A 13063-nucleotide genomic window follows, 5' to 3' on the forward strand; every position below is an offset into this window, starting at 1 on the left:
CGGTCGGCCGGTACTCGACCTTGGCGTTCACCCCGCTGCGCTGCTTGGTGTTGTTGTACCAGAACAGGCGCTGGAAGGCCGGCACCTGGATGCCGTTGCCCGAGCCGGAGGGGACCGGCGCGCCGGCGGTGCTGTACTCGCGCCAGGAGGGGTCCTGGGTCTCCACTTGCGGGATGTCGTAGTCCAGCTGCTCGTGGGAGGCGCCGATGACGACGCCCCATTCCTCGTCGGCGCCGAAGCGGCCGCCGGCGGCGAAGGCCAGGCGGTACGAGGCCTTGTCGTTGCGGACGTCGCCGCTGCGCTCGTAGTGGCCGTACGAGGCGATGCCGTTGAAGAACCGCCGATTGGCGTCGAAGGCGCTGCGCGTCGTGACGTTGACGATGCCGCCGATGGCGTTGGCGTCGTGCTCGGGCGTCACGGTCTTCACCACCTCGAGCCGGCCGGCCATCACCGAGGGCACGATGTCCATGGGAACGGTGCGGCCGCTCTCGTCGACCGAGGCGACCACCGCGCCGTCGATGGTCGTGCGGTTGTAGGTGGAGCGCAGGCCCCGAAGGCTTGGGAAGCGCGGCTCGCCCTGGTCTTCCATCACCGACACGCCCGGGATGCGGCGAAGCGCGGCGGCGGTGTTGTGGTCGGGCAGCTTGCCGATGTCGTCGGCCGAGACGGCGTCCACCACCTCGAAGCTCTCGCGCTTCACCGCGATGGCGGCGCGCTGGGCCTCGCGCTGGCCGGTGACGACGATCTCCTCCACCTCAGGCGCCGCCTCGTCGGCGTGCGCCGTTCCAGCGAGCGCGAGGACCAGCACAGCGGCGGACGCCGACAGCAGGGCTTCACCCCGCCGGCTGCGGCGGACTTGGAACTTGGATGACATGGCAGACCCCCAGCTTCTTGGTTGGGGCGGTGCATAGGGGCGGCCCATGACAGGCCGGCGACGCGTCCGCGACGGTCGTGCGACGAGGCTCAAGCGCCGAAACCGCTTGAGCCCAGCGGTCGCGGGCGGTAGGCCGCCCGCCATGCTGCAAGGACTTTCCCACCAGGCGCGCGACGCCAAGAGCTGGCCCTTCGAACAGGCCCGCATCCTGCTGGACCGCGTCCTGCGCCTGCGCCTGAGCGACGCCGAGCGCGACGCGGCGCGCGCGCTGTTCGCCCAGGGCAAGTTCGACGACGCCGTGGCGACGTTCCCGGCTCTGGGCAAGCCCGTGGTCTTCCAGTGCGGCTACGGCGCCTCGGGCCTGCCGCACCTGGGCACCTTCGGCGAGGCGACACGGCCGACCATCGTGCGCAACGCATTCCGGGCGCTGACCGAGGACGCCATCCCGACGCAGCTGATCGTCTTCTCCGACGACATGGACGGCCTGCGGAAGATCCCCGACAACGTGCCCAACCGGGAGATGCTGGAGGAGGATCGCGACAAGCCGGTCACCTCGGTGCGTGACCCGTTCGGCGAATACGAGAGCTTCGGGCATCACAACAACGCCCGGCTGCGCGCCTTCCTGGACGGCTTCGGCTTCGACTACACCTTCATGAGCTCGACCGAGACCTACAGGTCCGGCCGGTTCGACGACGTTCTGCTACGCATCCTCGAGCGTTTCGACACCGTCATGGGCGTCATGCTGCCGACCCTGGGCGAAGAGCGGCGAGCCACCTATTCGCCGTTCCTGCCGATCAGCCCCAAGACGGGCCGGGTGCTGCAGGTCCCGACCCTGGAGCGCAACGTCAAGAAGGGAACCATCGTCTTCGCCGACGAGGACGGCGAGCGGGTGGAGACGCCGGTGACCGGCGGCCATGTGAAGCTGCAATGGCGCCCAGACTGGGCGGCCCGCTGGACCGCGCTGGAGGTCGACTTCGAGGCTTCGGGCAAGGACCTGGTCGACAGTGTGCGCGTGTCGAACAAGATCGTGAAGGCGCTGGGCGGCGAGCCGCCGGAGGCCTTCCACTTCGAGCTCTTCATGGATGAGAACAACCAGAAGATCTCGAAGTCCAAGGGCAACGGCCTGACCATTGAGGAATGGCTGCGCTATGGCGCGCCCGAGAGCCTGACCTACTACATGTTCCAGAGCCCGAAGTCGGCCAAGCGCCTGTATTTCGACGTGATCCCGAAGGCCACGGACGAGTACCTGAGTCACCTCGACGCGCTGAACCGCGCGCGCAGCGAGGGCGAGAACCGCGCGCCGATCGACAATCCGGCGTGGCACGTCCATCGGGGGGGCCCGCCCGAGCGCGGCTCGCCCGTCAGCTTCAGCCTGCTCCTGAACCTGGTGTCGGCGGCGGACGCCTCGACCAAGGAGATCCTCTGGGGCTTCCTGGAGCGCTACATCCCCGGCGCGACGCCGGAGAGCGAGCCGCTGCTCGACAAGCTCGCGGGTTACGCGCTGAACTACTACGAGGACTTCGTGAAGCCCTCGAAGACATTCCGCGCCCCCACCGACCAGGAGCGCGCGGCCATGGAGGACCTGGTCGCGCGGCTGAAGGCGCTTCCGGCGAGCGCCGACGCCGAGGCGATCCAGAATGAGGTCTTCGAGGTGGGCAAGGCCGCCGGCTTCGAGCCGCTGCGCCTGTGGTTCGCCGCCCTGTACGAGGTGCTGCTGGGCCAGAGCCAGGGCCCGCGGTTCGGCTCGTTCGTGGCCATCTTCGGCGTCGACCGCACCATCGACCTGATCGAACGCGGGCTCAGGGGCGAGCTGACGGCCTGAGCCGCTTCAGCGGGGAGCCTGGTGACGGCGGCGCCAGTTCGCGGCGTGCGCAAAGGCCAGGATCACGCCGCCCGCCACCGTCAGCGGAGTCTCGGCCGCTTCGGTCGGCCACCCCGCCGCGCCGGCGCCCATCAGGCCGAGCCCCAGGGCCGCGGCGGCCACCAAGGACCACGCCGTTGAGCCCCCACGCCAGTCGATGAGGGCAGCGGCGGCGATCGGCGCGGCGGCGGCGACAAAGGCGGCGTGCGCCCACTCCGCTTCGGCCAGGCCGCCCAGGATGGGGAGCGCCACGGCGGCGAACGGCAGCGCCAGGCAATGGAGGATGCAGAGGCCGGACAGGCTGATCGCCGAAAGGTCCAGCAGAGGGGCCGCGGACTTCATGATGGTGTCTCCGTGAAGCAGACCGGCTCGGCCGCGATGACGTCCGCCCGCGGGGCGTAACGTCATCGGCGATCCTCATCTCCTGACGAACGGTACTGTTATGTTATAACACCGCAGGGCCGCAAGTCCCTCGTCAGGCGCTTGCGGGTCCAGGGCGGCGCGGAGCCCTATCCCGCGCGCGAGGGTCGCGCTCACCCTGCGTCAGCAGCGTGACTTATCGGCGATCAGATGTCCTTGACGTAAACGTAAAGCGGGCCTTAGCTCTTCAGGCAAAATGAGCGCTTGAGGGAGGAAGACCCATGCCCCACGACCTGCGCCGCCCGGCCCGGACCTACACGATCCGGCAGCTCTGCCTCGAATTCAAATGCACGCCGCGCGCGCTGCGTTTCTACGAGGACAAGGGCCTGCTGACTCCCGCCCGCGACGGCATGAACCGCGTCTATTCCTACCGTGACCGCGCCCGCCTGCAGCTGATCCTGCGGGGGAAGCGCGTGGGCCTGTCGCTGGCCGAGATCGGCGAGATCCTGGACCTGTACGAGGCCGACGAGTCCGGCGCCGCCCAGGCGGCCAAGAGCCTGCGCAAGTTCAAGGAGCGCATCGTCGCCCTGGAACAGCAGAAGCAGGACATCGACGCCGCCATCGCCCAGCTGCAAAAGGGCATCTCCGACATGGAGAAGCGCCTGGCCGAAACCCGGCCGGACCTGCTGCCCCGGGCCGCGGACTACGACCAGGTGCTGCGCCGGCGGCTGGACGACCTGGAGCACGCGTAACCCTGGATTCGGCGGGCGGCGGAAGCTATCACCGCCGCCTCAGCCAAGTTCGGAGCGACCATGCCCTACCAGGCCCCCGTGCGGGACTATCAGTTCCTGCTGCGCGACGTCCTGCAGCTCGAACGCCACGCCAACCTGCCGGCCTTCGCCGACGCCTCGATGGATACGGTGGACGCCATCCTCGAGGAGGCCGGCAAGTTCACCTCCGAGGTGCTCGCGCCGCTGAACGCGGTGGGCGACAAGGAGGGCTGCACCTGGAGCCCGGACTTCTCGGTCAAGACGCCCACCGGCTTCAAGGCGGCTTACCGCCAGCTGGTGGAGGCCGGCTGGCCCGCCCTGGGCTCGGACCCGGCCTACGGCGGCCAGGGCCTGCCGCACGTGGTCAATGTGGCGTTCTCCGAGATGAGCTCCTCGGCGAACATGGCCTTCTCGATGTACCCGGGCCTGACGCACGGCGCCTATTCGGCGATCCACGTGGGCGGCTCGGACGAACAGAAGGCGCTGTACCTGCCGAAGCTGGCCTCGTTCCAGTGGGCCGGCACCATGAACCTGACCGAGCCGCATTGCGGCACGGACTTGGGCCTGCTGCGCACCAAGGCGGTCCCGCAAGCTGACGGCACCTACAAGATCACGGGCCAGAAGATCTGGATCTCGGGCGGCGAGCAGGACCTGACCGAGAACATCGTCCACCTGGTGCTGGCCCGCATCGAGGGCGCGCCGCAGGGCACCCGCGGCATCAGCCTGTTCATCGTGCCGAAGTTCATCCCCGACGCCGACGGCAACCCGGGCCAGCGCAATTCGGTGAAGTGCCTGGGGCTCGAAGAGAAGATGGGCATCCACGGCAACGCCACCTGCGTGATCAGCCACGAGGAGGCGACCGGCTGGCTGATCGGCGAGGAGAACCGGGGCCTGGCCCTGATGTTCGTGATGATGAACGAGGCCCGGCTGGGCGTCGGCCTGCAGGGGATCGCCCAGGCCGAGGCCGCCTACCAGGCCGCCGCCGAGTTCGCCAAGGACCGCCTGCAGGGCCGCTCGCTGACCGGCCCGAAGAACCCGGACGGCCCCGCCGACCCGATCATCGTGCACCCCGACGTGCGGCGGATGCTGCTGGACGCCCGCGCCATCGTCGAAGGCGGCCGGGCGTTCATGGCCTGGACGGCGCTGCACGGCGACCTGGCGCACGCCAGCCCCGACGAGGCCGTCCGCCAGAAGGGCCGCGACTACATGGCCCTGATGACGCCCGTGGTGAAGGCGTTCCTGACCGACCGCGGCTTTAAGGTCTGCTCGGACGCCATGCAGGTGCACGGCGGCTCGGGCTTCACCGAGCACTTCCCCGTCAGCCAGTACCTGCGCGACGTGCGCATCGCCCTGATCTACGAGGGCACGAACGGGGTCCAGGCGCTGGACCTGGTGGGCCGCAAGCTGGCGGCCGACGGCGGCCGGGCGGTGATGAGCTTCTTCGCCGAGCTGGACCAGTTCGTCGCCGAGAACGAAGGCGACGCCGAACTGAAGCCGTTCATCGACGGCGTGGCGCGGGCCAAGGGCGAGCTGCAGGAGGCCACCATGTGGCTGATGCAGAACGGCCTGGCCAATCCGGACAACGCCGGCGCGGCCTCGACCGATTACCTGCAGCTCTTCGGTCTGACGGCGCTGGCCTACATGTGGGCGATGATGGCCAAGGCGGCGCAGGCGAAGATCGCCGCCGGCAAGGCGGACCCGTTCTACGAGCGCAAGCTGGTCGTGGGCCGCTACTACGTCGAGCGCATCCTGCCCGAGACCGGCGGCCATCTTGCCAAGCTGAAAGCCGGCGCCGATCTGATGATGAAGCTTCCCGCCGACGCCTTCTGACGGAGACCCCATGGCCAGCTACCGCGCGACGATCGAATGGTCCCTCGAAGCTGGCGCGGGGCCGGAGGAGTTCCTGAAGGGCCGCTACAGCCGCGGCCATACCGTGAGCTTCGCGCAGCATGTGGTGCCGGCGACGGCCTCGGCGCACGTGGTGGGCAGCAAGTGGGCGGCGCCGGGCGCGGTGGACCCGGAGGAGATGTTCGTCGCCGCGCTCTCGAACTGCCACATGCTGACCTTCCTGCACATGGCGCGGCTGAAGGGCTTCGTGGTCACCCGCTACCGCGACGAGGCGGTGGGCGTGATGGAGAAGAACGACGAGGGCCGCATGGCGGTCACCCGCGTCACGCTGCGACCCGAGATCACCTACGAAGGCCGCCGGCCAACCCGCGAGGAGGCCCACGCGCTGCACCACGAAGCGCACGAGGAGTGCTTCATCGCCAATTCGGTGAAGACCGAGGTGGTGGTGGAAGAGGTCGAATCTGCCGCCGCCTAGGCCGTCAGCCGCTTGTAGTAGATCGCCGTGCCGACCAGGCCGCCTTTCGGCTTGTAGGCATAGTCGGGGATCACGCCGGCCCGGGTCCAGCCGAGGCTCTCGTACAGTTCTGACGCGCCGCCCTCGATCGCGGTGTCCAGGTTGAGCAACGTGCGGCCGTGCGCCTTCGCCAGCCGCTCCGCCTCGATCATCAGGGCCCGGGCGAGGCCCTGGCCGCGAGCGGCGGGGGCCACCATCAGCTTCCAGACCTCTCCCCGGAACGGCTGGTTGGGAGGCGTGTCGAGCCAGAGGGTGACGGTGCCCTCGAGCCGGCCGTCCACGAAGGCGCCCAGCACGATCCGCCCGGGATCGGCGACGGCGGCGGACCAGTAGGCCTCGGCTCCGCCTTGGGGCACGGGATCCATGAAGTGGACCGAGCCGCCGGCGGACACCGTCTCGCGGAGAATCTCGGCCAGGCGCGGGACGGCGGCGCCGTCGAGGGGCTGGATCGTGGCTTTCATCGGCGCGCCACCGCTACGAGATAGACTGCGGGCTCTGCGCCCGGATTGACGAACGCGGACTCGGCCGGAGGGCCGAAGGCGTAGGAATCGCCCGGGGAAAGGGCGGTCTCCTGAGCGCCTTCGCGGATCGTAAGCTTGCCGCCGATCAGCCAGACCACCTGTCGGATGAACGCGTAGGAGGCGGCTGGCAGTTCGACCGTCGCGCCGGGCGGCAGCTCCACCTGCACCAGCTCCACCGGGTGGTCGCCGCGCGCGAATACTTGGCGGCGCAGGTACCCCGTACCGGGGTCGCGCCAGCGGGGCTGGTCGGCGGCGGCGACCTTGCGTCCGCCATCGGCTTCGGCCCGCGTCAGCAGCGCGGCCAAGGTGAGCTCGAAGGCGCCGGAGAGCTTGGCGAGCAGCGCCGCCGTCGGACTGGCCTCGCCGCGCTCGATCTTGCTGATCATCGCCTTGGACACATCGGAGCGCTGGGCGAGTTCGCCCTGGCTCCACCCCCGCGCCTCGCGTTCCAGCCTGATCCTCTCCGACAGCCGCGGCGTCGGGTCGATCACTATAGTCTCCATTTGTCCACTATGGTGGACGGCCGCGTCAGCCGTCAAGCAGCGCGCGAAGACGGCCGTCGAGAGCGACCGCATCCTTGAGCTCGCATTCCCAGATCGTCTCGACCCGCCAGCCCTGCGCTTCCAGCTCGGTGCGGCTCCTGGCGTCGCGGACGACGTTGCGGCCGACTTTGGCGGTCCAGTAGTCGCGGTTCTGCTTGGGCACCCGGGCGCCGCGGGCGCAGTCGTGGCCGTGCCAGAAGCAGCCGTGGACGAAGAGCGCGAGCCGCCGCCCCGGCATAACGATGTCAGGGTTGCCGGGCAGGTCCTTGCGATGCAGCCGGTAGCGGGCGCCGAGCCGCGTCAGCGCCCGGCGCACCGTCATCTCAGGGCTGGTGTCCTTGCCCTTCACCCGCCGCATGACGGCGGAGCGCTTCTCCGGGCCGTAGACGTCCGAGGTCAAAGCCCCTCGAACAGCGCCGTCGAGATGTAGCGCTCGGCGAAGCTGGGCACGATCGCCACGACCAGCTTGCCAGCCATGTCGTCGCGCTTGGCGACCTCGAAGGCCGCGGTCAGGGCTGCGCCCGAGGAGATGCCGACCGGGATGCCCTCTTCGGCCGCCGCGCGGCGCGCCATGGCGAAGCTATCGTCGTTGGAAACCTGGACGATCTCGTCGATGACGCTGCGGTCGACGATCGAGGGCACGAAGCCCGCGCCGATGCCCTGGATCTTGTGCGGCCCCGGACTGCCGCCGGACAGCACCGGCGAGGCCTCGGGCTCGACGGCGACCATCTTCACCGACGGCTTGCGGGCCTTCAGCACCTGGCCGACGCCGGTGATGGTGCCGCCGGTGCCGACGCCCGAGATCACCACGTCGACGCGGCCCTCGGTGTCGTTCCAGATCTCCTCGGCCGTGGAGACGCGGTGGATCAGCGGGTTGGCGACGTTGTCGAACTGCTGGGGCATGACCGCGCCGGGCGTGGCGTCGACGAGCTCGCGGGCGCGGGCCACGGCGCCCGCCATGCCCTTCTCGGCCGGGGTGAGCTCGAGCTTGGCGCCCAGGATGACCAGCATCTTGCGGCGTTCGATCGACATGCTCTCGGGCATGACGAGGGTGAGCTTGTAGCCCTTGGCGGCGGCCACGAAGGCGAGCGCGATGCCGGTGTTGCCTGACGTGGGCTCGATGATCGTCCCGCCCGGCTTCAGCACGCCCTTGGCCTCGAGGTACTCGACCATGGCCACGCCGATCCGATCCTTCACCGAGGCGACGGGATTGAAGAACTCCAGCTTGGCGACGACCTCGGCCTTGGGCTTCAGCGCCTCGGTCAGGTGCGGCAGGCGAACCAGGGGCGTGTCGCCCACCGTGTCGAGGATGGAGTCGTAGATCTTGCCCCGGCCCGCGCGGCGGAAGCGGGCGGCGTCGTAGACCTTGTCGGGGGTGGCGTCCATTTGGGGATCTCTGGCGTCTGGAAGCTTGGGAGCTGGCCTGAGAACCTAGGACTTCTGCGGCATATTGGAAGGCGCCGCGCTTGGTAGCGCCTTTAGATTTACTCGGCGGCGAGCACGGCCGCCGGCGCGAGCAGCGGCTCCAGCAGCTCCTGGGCCAGCCAGCGGACCACGGGCGCGGCCACCCCGTCGCCGGTCACGTGCAGGGCCGCGGTGGCGGGACCCGGCAGGACGTAGCTGTCGGGCAGGCCCATCAGCCGGGCGGCTTCGCGGGGGCTGACGAGACGGCTGCGCACACGGCCGTCCTCGACCACCACCAGCGTCTGGCGGGACGAGCCGCCGCGCGGGGTGCGCAGGCAACCGGCAAGGCCGTCGAAGCGAACCTCCGCGCGCTGCACGCGCCGACCATCCTCGATCCGCGTGCGGCGGAAGACGGCGCCCACGGCGCGGCCGCGCTGGGCCTCCAGCCGGGCGCGGTGGATCGGGGCCATCAGCGACAGAAGCCGGTCGGTCTCCGCCTCGGATCGCCAGGCGACGGCGTCGTCCGGCTCCAGCAGGGCGGCGAGGTCGGTGTTGCGGGCCGGCGGGGCGGCCAGGCGCCACCAGACCCACGAGGCCTTCAGCGCCTCGGGCAGAGCCGCGTGGGCGGCGCGCACGGCGCGGGTGTGGAACGGGCTGTCGCCGGCCAGCCCCGGCGGCGGCCGGTGGCGGCAGGCCACGACGAAGACGCGGGGCCGCGACTGCGGCAGGAGGTGGGCGGCGTCGATCTCGAGCGCGCCGAACACATAGCCCTGGGCCGCCAGCGCCTCGCCCAGGGCGGCGAAGTCGGCCCCGCCGCGCGAGGTGAGCAGGCCCACGACGTTCTCGATCACCACCAGCCGTGGCGCACGGCCTTCGGCGCTTAGGTCCTGCATCAGCCGCCAGAAGCCGAAGAAGGCCGAGGATCGGCCGCCCTCCAGCCCCGCACGGGCGCCGGCGAGGCTGAAATCCTGGCAGGGGCTGGAGGCCCAGGCGAGATCAGCCCGGCCCGGCAGGTCGGCGGGCGTCAGCTTCCAGACGTCGCCCTCGTGGAAATGCTCGGCCGCGTCGGGGAAGTTGGCGCGGTAGGTGGCGGCCTTCACCGGATCGAAGTCGTTGGCGAAGGCGCAGGCCCAACGTCCGCCCAGGCCGATGCGGGCCATGCCGCCGCCGGCGAAGAATTCGTAGAAGCTGAAGGGTGTCGCGCCCACGCATCGAGCCTAGCCTGATTTGCCGCCGTGCGATCTCCCCTGCGACGCCAGGTATAGAACCGCGCTTGCGGGCGGCCAGGATGAAGGGTTTGGTGGCGGGATGAGACACCTCCTCCCGCTCGCCGCCCTTCTGCTCTGCGCCTGTCAGCCGAATGCCGACGAAGCGCCGCCGCCCAAGACGCAGGAGGCGCCCGCCACGGTGAACAGCGCCATGCCGCCCGGCCCGACGGTCAGCGACTTCAGCCAGCCGATGACGGCCCGCGGCACCGAGCCGTTCTGGGCCGTGCGGATCGACGGGACCAGGTTCACCCTGCAGCGCCCGGACCAACCGGAGGCGGTGTTCGAGGCGCCTGGAGCGACGGTGATCCCCGGCCGCGCCACCTGGGAGGCCCGGCGGGCGGACGGTGCGGTGATGAAGGTCACACTGTACGTCAGCGAGTGCTCGGACGGGATGAGCGACCTGAAGTACCCGATGACAGCCGAGGTGGAGCTGGGGGCCGAGACGTTCCGGGGCTGCGCGGCCAAGACGGCCGAGCTACCGCGCGCGGGCGGGGGCTAGCCCAGTTCGAGCATCGGGATCTGCGACCGGGCCTCGGCCTGGTCCCCCAGCCGGCCCGGCAGGGTGAAACCGACGGCGATGGCCAGGGCCGCGACGGCGGCCACGAGCGCTTTGAGCGGCATGGGAATTCTTCCTCGTCCGGCAGCAGCAACCCGTTGGGAACTCTGAGGTTCCTACGGCCCAGCCCCACATTCGCTTGACCTGACCCAGCGTCCGGCGGGCTAAATGCCGGCAACGGCGCCTTCAGACGCCTCAAGGGAGGATCGGCCATGGAAAAGGCCTTCGACCTGGTGGTCCGCGGCGGAACGCTGGCGGACGGGTCCGGCGCCCCGACCTACGAGGCCGACGTCGGCGTGAAGGACGGCCGCGTCGCCGCGGTCGGCAAGCTGGCCGGCGCCGGGGCCGAGGAGATCGACGCCCGCGGCCTGCTGGTGACGCCGGGCTTCGTGGACATCCACACCCACTACGACGGCCAGGCCACCTGGGACACGCACATGCAGCCCTCGTCCTGGCATGGCGTGACCACCGTGGTGATGGGCAACTGCGGCGTGGGCTTCGCGCCTTGCCGGCCCGAGGATCACGACCGGCTGATCCGGCTGATGGAAGGGGTCGAGGACATCCCGTTCCCGGTGCTGAGCCAGGGCCTGCCGTGGAACTGGGAAAGCTATCCCGACTATCTGGACGCCCTGGAGCAGCGGCGCTTCGACATCGACATCGGCAGCCAGCTGCCGCACGCGGCGCTCAGGGTCTATGTCATGGGCGAGCGCGGCGCGAACCGCGAGCCCGCGACCGAGGCCGACATCCACGCCATGGCCGCGATTGCCCGTCGGGCGGCCGAGGCCGGCGCGCTGGGCTTCTCAACCTCGCGGACGCTGAACCACCGCACTTCGGACGGGCAGCCGACCCCCACGCTGACGGCAGGCGAGGACGAGCTGACCGGCATCGCCCTGGGGCTGGCGGCCGCCGGGAAGGGCGTGCTGCAGGTGGTGTCGGACTTCGCCGACCCGGCCGAGGAGCTGGCCATGCTGCGCCGGATCGTCCAGCGCTCGGGCCGGCCGCTGTCGTTCAGCCTGGTGCAGAGCCCGCGCGCGCCGGACACCTATCCGATGATGCTGGACTGGCTCTCGCAGGCCAACGCCGACGGCCTGCCGATCCGGGCGCAGGTGGCGGGACGGCCGGTGGGCGTGCTGTTCGGCTTCGAGCTGACCATGAACCCCTTCAGCCAGCACGAGGCCTATCGCGAGATCCGCGACCTGCCGCTGGCCGGCAAGGTCGAGCGGCTGCGCGACCCGGCGTTCCGGGCCCGCCTGCTGGCCGAGGAGAGCGCGGCGGTGCGCGGCTTCGCCGGCTCCCAGCCGCGGGCCTGGCACAACATGTTCCTGATGGCCGAGGCGCCCGACTACGAGCCCACGTCCGACCAGACGGTGGAGGCGATCGCCGCCCGCGCCGGCCGCGACCCGGCCGAGGTGGCGCTGGACCACATGCTGAGCCACGGCGGGCGGGGCATGTTGTATCTGCCGTTCCTGAACTACGCCTGGCACAACCTGGACCCCGCCTACGAGATGCTGACCCATCCCGACTGCGTGCCGGGGCTCTCGGACGGCGGGGCGCACGTAGGCATGATCTGCGACGGCAGCTTCCCGACGTCGAACCTCACCCACTGGACGCGCGACCGCACGCGGGGGCCGAAGCTGCCGCTCGAGCGGATGGTCAAGGCCCAGACGCGCGACACGGCCGAGACGGTGGGCCTGCTGGACCGTGGCCTGATCGCGCCCGGCTACCGCGCGGACCTGAACGTCATCGACTACGGCCGCCTGAAGCTGCACGCGCCGCAGGTGGCCTACGACCTGCCGGCGGGCGGACGCAGGCTGATCCAGCGCGCGGACGGCTATGTGGCGACGGTCGTGGCGGGCCAGGTCACCTACCGCGACGGCGAGCCCACGGGCGCGCTGCCGGGGCGGCTGCTGCGCGGGGCGCAGGCGGCGCCGCGGGCGATGGCGGCGGAGTAGCGCAGGCAAAGGTCGCATCGACCTCCAGGCGATTCGAGTCATAAGGGCGCGATGCACGCCCGCGCCAACGCCCTGGTCGAACCGATGGAGGAAGCGCGCGAGATCCTGCGGCGCACCTTCGGGCACCAGGACTTCCGGGGTCTGCAGGCGGACGTGATCGCCGAGGTGCTGGCCGGGCGCAGCGCCATGGCGGTGCTGCCGACCGGCGGCGGCAAGAGCCTGTGCTACCAGATCCCGAGCCTGGTGCGAGCCGGTCTGGGCCTGGTGGTCTCGCCGCTGATCGCCCTGATGACCGATCAGGTGGCGGCGCTGCAGCAGTCCGGCGTGGCCGCCGCGCGGCTGGACTCCAACATCGACCTGCACGAGCGCACCGAGACCTGGCGGCGGATCGAGCGCGGCGAACTGGACCTGCTGTACGTCTCACCGGAAGGGCTGATGCAGCCGACCATGCTGGACCGGCTGAGCCGCACGCCGCTGGCGCTGATCGCGATCGACGAGGCCCACTGCGTGAGCCAGTGGGGCCATGACTTCCGGCCCGAGTACCGGATGCTGGGGCGGCTGGCCGAGCTGTTCCCCGACGTGCCGCGGCTGGC

General features: G+C 70.5%; 15 protein-coding genes. 7 read left to right on the forward strand and 8 right to left on the reverse strand.

Translation table 11 applies throughout. From position 1 onward, the window contains the following. Positions 1-922: TonB-dependent receptor plug domain-containing protein (locus RIF93_RS13125; protein ID WP_375163879.1), on the reverse strand; the 922-nt coding region annotated here is incomplete at its 3' end. A 94-nt stretch (positions 923-1016) separates the two neighbouring features. Here RIF93_RS13125 and RIF93_RS13130 point away from each other — a divergent pair. Next, on the forward strand, positions 1017-2696 hold the full coding sequence (locus RIF93_RS13130) for a lysine--tRNA ligase (RefSeq protein ID WP_309091902.1): 1680 nt from the start codon (positions 1017-1019) through the stop codon (positions 2694-2696). A 6-nt stretch (positions 2697-2702) separates the two neighbouring features. On the opposite strand, the gene RIF93_RS13135 is transcribed toward RIF93_RS13130, so the two are convergent. After that, positions 2703-3077, reverse strand: a complete 375-nt coding sequence (locus tag RIF93_RS13135; protein ID WP_309091903.1) for a MerC domain-containing protein — start codon at positions 3075-3077, stop codon at positions 2703-2705. Positions 3078-3376: 299 nt separating this feature from the next. Here RIF93_RS13135 and RIF93_RS13140 point away from each other — a divergent pair, with 299 nt between their 5' ends. From RIF93_RS13140 to RIF93_RS13150, 3 genes are read left to right on the forward strand one after another with little or no spacing between them, the layout of a single operon-like run. Further along, positions 3377-3847 (forward strand): MerR family DNA-binding transcriptional regulator, encoded by a 471-nt coding sequence (locus tag RIF93_RS13140; RefSeq protein WP_309091904.1) that lies wholly within the window; start codon positions 3377-3379, stop codon positions 3845-3847. A 60-nt stretch (positions 3848-3907) separates the two neighbouring features. Continuing rightward, positions 3908-5695: an acyl-CoA dehydrogenase C-terminal domain-containing protein gene (locus RIF93_RS13145; RefSeq protein WP_309091905.1), complete on the forward strand. Its 1788-nt coding sequence runs from the start codon at positions 3908-3910 to the stop codon at positions 5693-5695. Between the two features lie 10 nt (positions 5696-5705). After that, positions 5706-6188, forward strand: a complete 483-nt coding sequence (locus tag RIF93_RS13150; RefSeq protein WP_309091906.1) for an OsmC family protein — start codon at positions 5706-5708, stop codon at positions 6186-6188. Here RIF93_RS13150 and RIF93_RS13155 read toward each other — a convergent pair. The 5 genes from RIF93_RS13155 to RIF93_RS13175 form a co-directional block, all read right to left on the reverse strand. Beyond that, positions 6185-6688 (reverse strand): GNAT family N-acetyltransferase, encoded by a 504-nt coding sequence (locus RIF93_RS13155; RefSeq protein ID WP_309091907.1) that lies wholly within the window; start codon positions 6686-6688, stop codon positions 6185-6187. The genes RIF93_RS13150 and RIF93_RS13155 overlap by 4 nt on opposite strands. Beyond that, complete coding sequence (locus RIF93_RS13160) at positions 6685-7251, reverse strand: XRE family transcriptional regulator (protein ID WP_309091908.1); 567 nt, start codon at positions 7249-7251, stop codon at positions 6685-6687. The genes RIF93_RS13155 and RIF93_RS13160 overlap by 4 nt, the downstream gene beginning before the upstream one ends. A 25-nt stretch (positions 7252-7276) precedes the next feature. Beyond that, positions 7277-7690, reverse strand: coding sequence for a DNA mismatch endonuclease Vsr (locus tag RIF93_RS13165; protein ID WP_309091909.1), 414 nt, complete (start codon positions 7688-7690; stop codon positions 7277-7279). Then, a complete protein-coding gene (gene cysK / locus RIF93_RS13170; RefSeq protein WP_309091910.1) occupies positions 7687-8676 on the reverse strand; it encodes a cysteine synthase A in 990 nt (329 codons plus the stop codon). The genes RIF93_RS13165 and cysK overlap by 4 nt, the downstream gene beginning before the upstream one ends. Positions 8677-8774: 98 nt before the next feature. Continuing rightward, positions 8775-9902, reverse strand: coding sequence for a DNA cytosine methyltransferase (locus tag RIF93_RS13175; protein ID WP_309091911.1), 1128 nt, complete (start codon positions 9900-9902; stop codon positions 8775-8777). 100 nt (positions 9903-10002) lie between these two features. On the opposite strand from RIF93_RS13175, the gene RIF93_RS13180 reads away from it, so the two are divergent. After that, entirely contained in the window at positions 10003-10461 is a 459-nt protein-coding gene (locus RIF93_RS13180; protein ID WP_309091912.1) for a hypothetical protein, read from the forward strand. On the opposite strand, the gene RIF93_RS13185 is transcribed toward RIF93_RS13180, so the two are convergent. Continuing rightward, positions 10458-10583, reverse strand: coding sequence for a hypothetical protein (locus RIF93_RS13185; protein ID WP_309091913.1), 126 nt, complete (start codon positions 10581-10583; stop codon positions 10458-10460). The two genes, RIF93_RS13180 and RIF93_RS13185, sit on opposite strands and share 4 nt — an antisense overlap. Before the next feature lie 147 nt (positions 10584-10730). Here RIF93_RS13185 and RIF93_RS13190 point away from each other — a divergent pair, with 147 nt between their 5' ends. Further along, entirely contained in the window at positions 10731-12470 is a 1740-nt protein-coding gene (locus tag RIF93_RS13190; protein ID WP_309091914.1) for an amidohydrolase family protein, read from the forward strand. A gap of 84 nt (positions 12471-12554) precedes the next feature. Beyond that, the coding region (locus RIF93_RS13195; RefSeq protein WP_309091915.1) for a DEAD/DEAH box helicase at positions 12555-13063 on the forward strand (509 nt) is incomplete at its 3' end.

The sequence above is a fragment of the Phenylobacterium sp. genome (assembly GCF_031181185.1).
Lineage (GTDB): Bacteria > Pseudomonadota > Alphaproteobacteria > Caulobacterales > Caulobacteraceae > Phenylobacterium.

Bases quoted from the DNA above. Each gene is read 5' to 3' on its own strand.
- RIF93_RS13130 (WP_309091902.1), top strand. From the start codon at position 1,017: ATGCTGCAAGGACTTTCCCACCAGGCGCGCGACGCCAAGAGCTGGCCC.
- RIF93_RS13135 (WP_309091903.1), bottom strand. From the start codon at position 3,077: ATGAAGTCCGCGGCCCCTCTGCTGGACCTTTCGGCGATCAGCCTGTCC.
- RIF93_RS13140 (WP_309091904.1), top strand. From the start codon at position 3,377: ATGCCCCACGACCTGCGCCGCCCGGCCCGGACCTACACGATCCGGCAG.
- RIF93_RS13145 (WP_309091905.1), top strand. From the start codon at position 3,908: ATGCCCTACCAGGCCCCCGTGCGGGACTATCAGTTCCTGCTGCGCGAC.
- RIF93_RS13150 (WP_309091906.1), top strand. From the start codon at position 5,706: ATGGCCAGCTACCGCGCGACGATCGAATGGTCCCTCGAAGCTGGCGCG.
- RIF93_RS13155 (WP_309091907.1), bottom strand. From the start codon at position 6,688: ATGAAAGCCACGATCCAGCCCCTCGACGGCGCCGCCGTCCCGCGCCTG.
- RIF93_RS13160 (WP_309091908.1), bottom strand. From the start codon at position 7,251: ATGGAGACTATAGTGATCGACCCGACGCCGCGGCTGTCGGAGAGGATC.
- cysK (WP_309091910.1), bottom strand. From the start codon at position 8,676: ATGGACGCCACCCCCGACAAGGTCTACGACGCCGCCCGCTTCCGCCGC.
- RIF93_RS13180 (WP_309091912.1), top strand. From the start codon at position 10,003: ATGAGACACCTCCTCCCGCTCGCCGCCCTTCTGCTCTGCGCCTGTCAG.
- RIF93_RS13185 (WP_309091913.1), bottom strand. From the start codon at position 10,583: ATGCCGCTCAAAGCGCTCGTGGCCGCCGTCGCGGCCCTGGCCATCGCC.
- RIF93_RS13190 (WP_309091914.1), top strand. From the start codon at position 10,731: ATGGAAAAGGCCTTCGACCTGGTGGTCCGCGGCGGAACGCTGGCGGAC.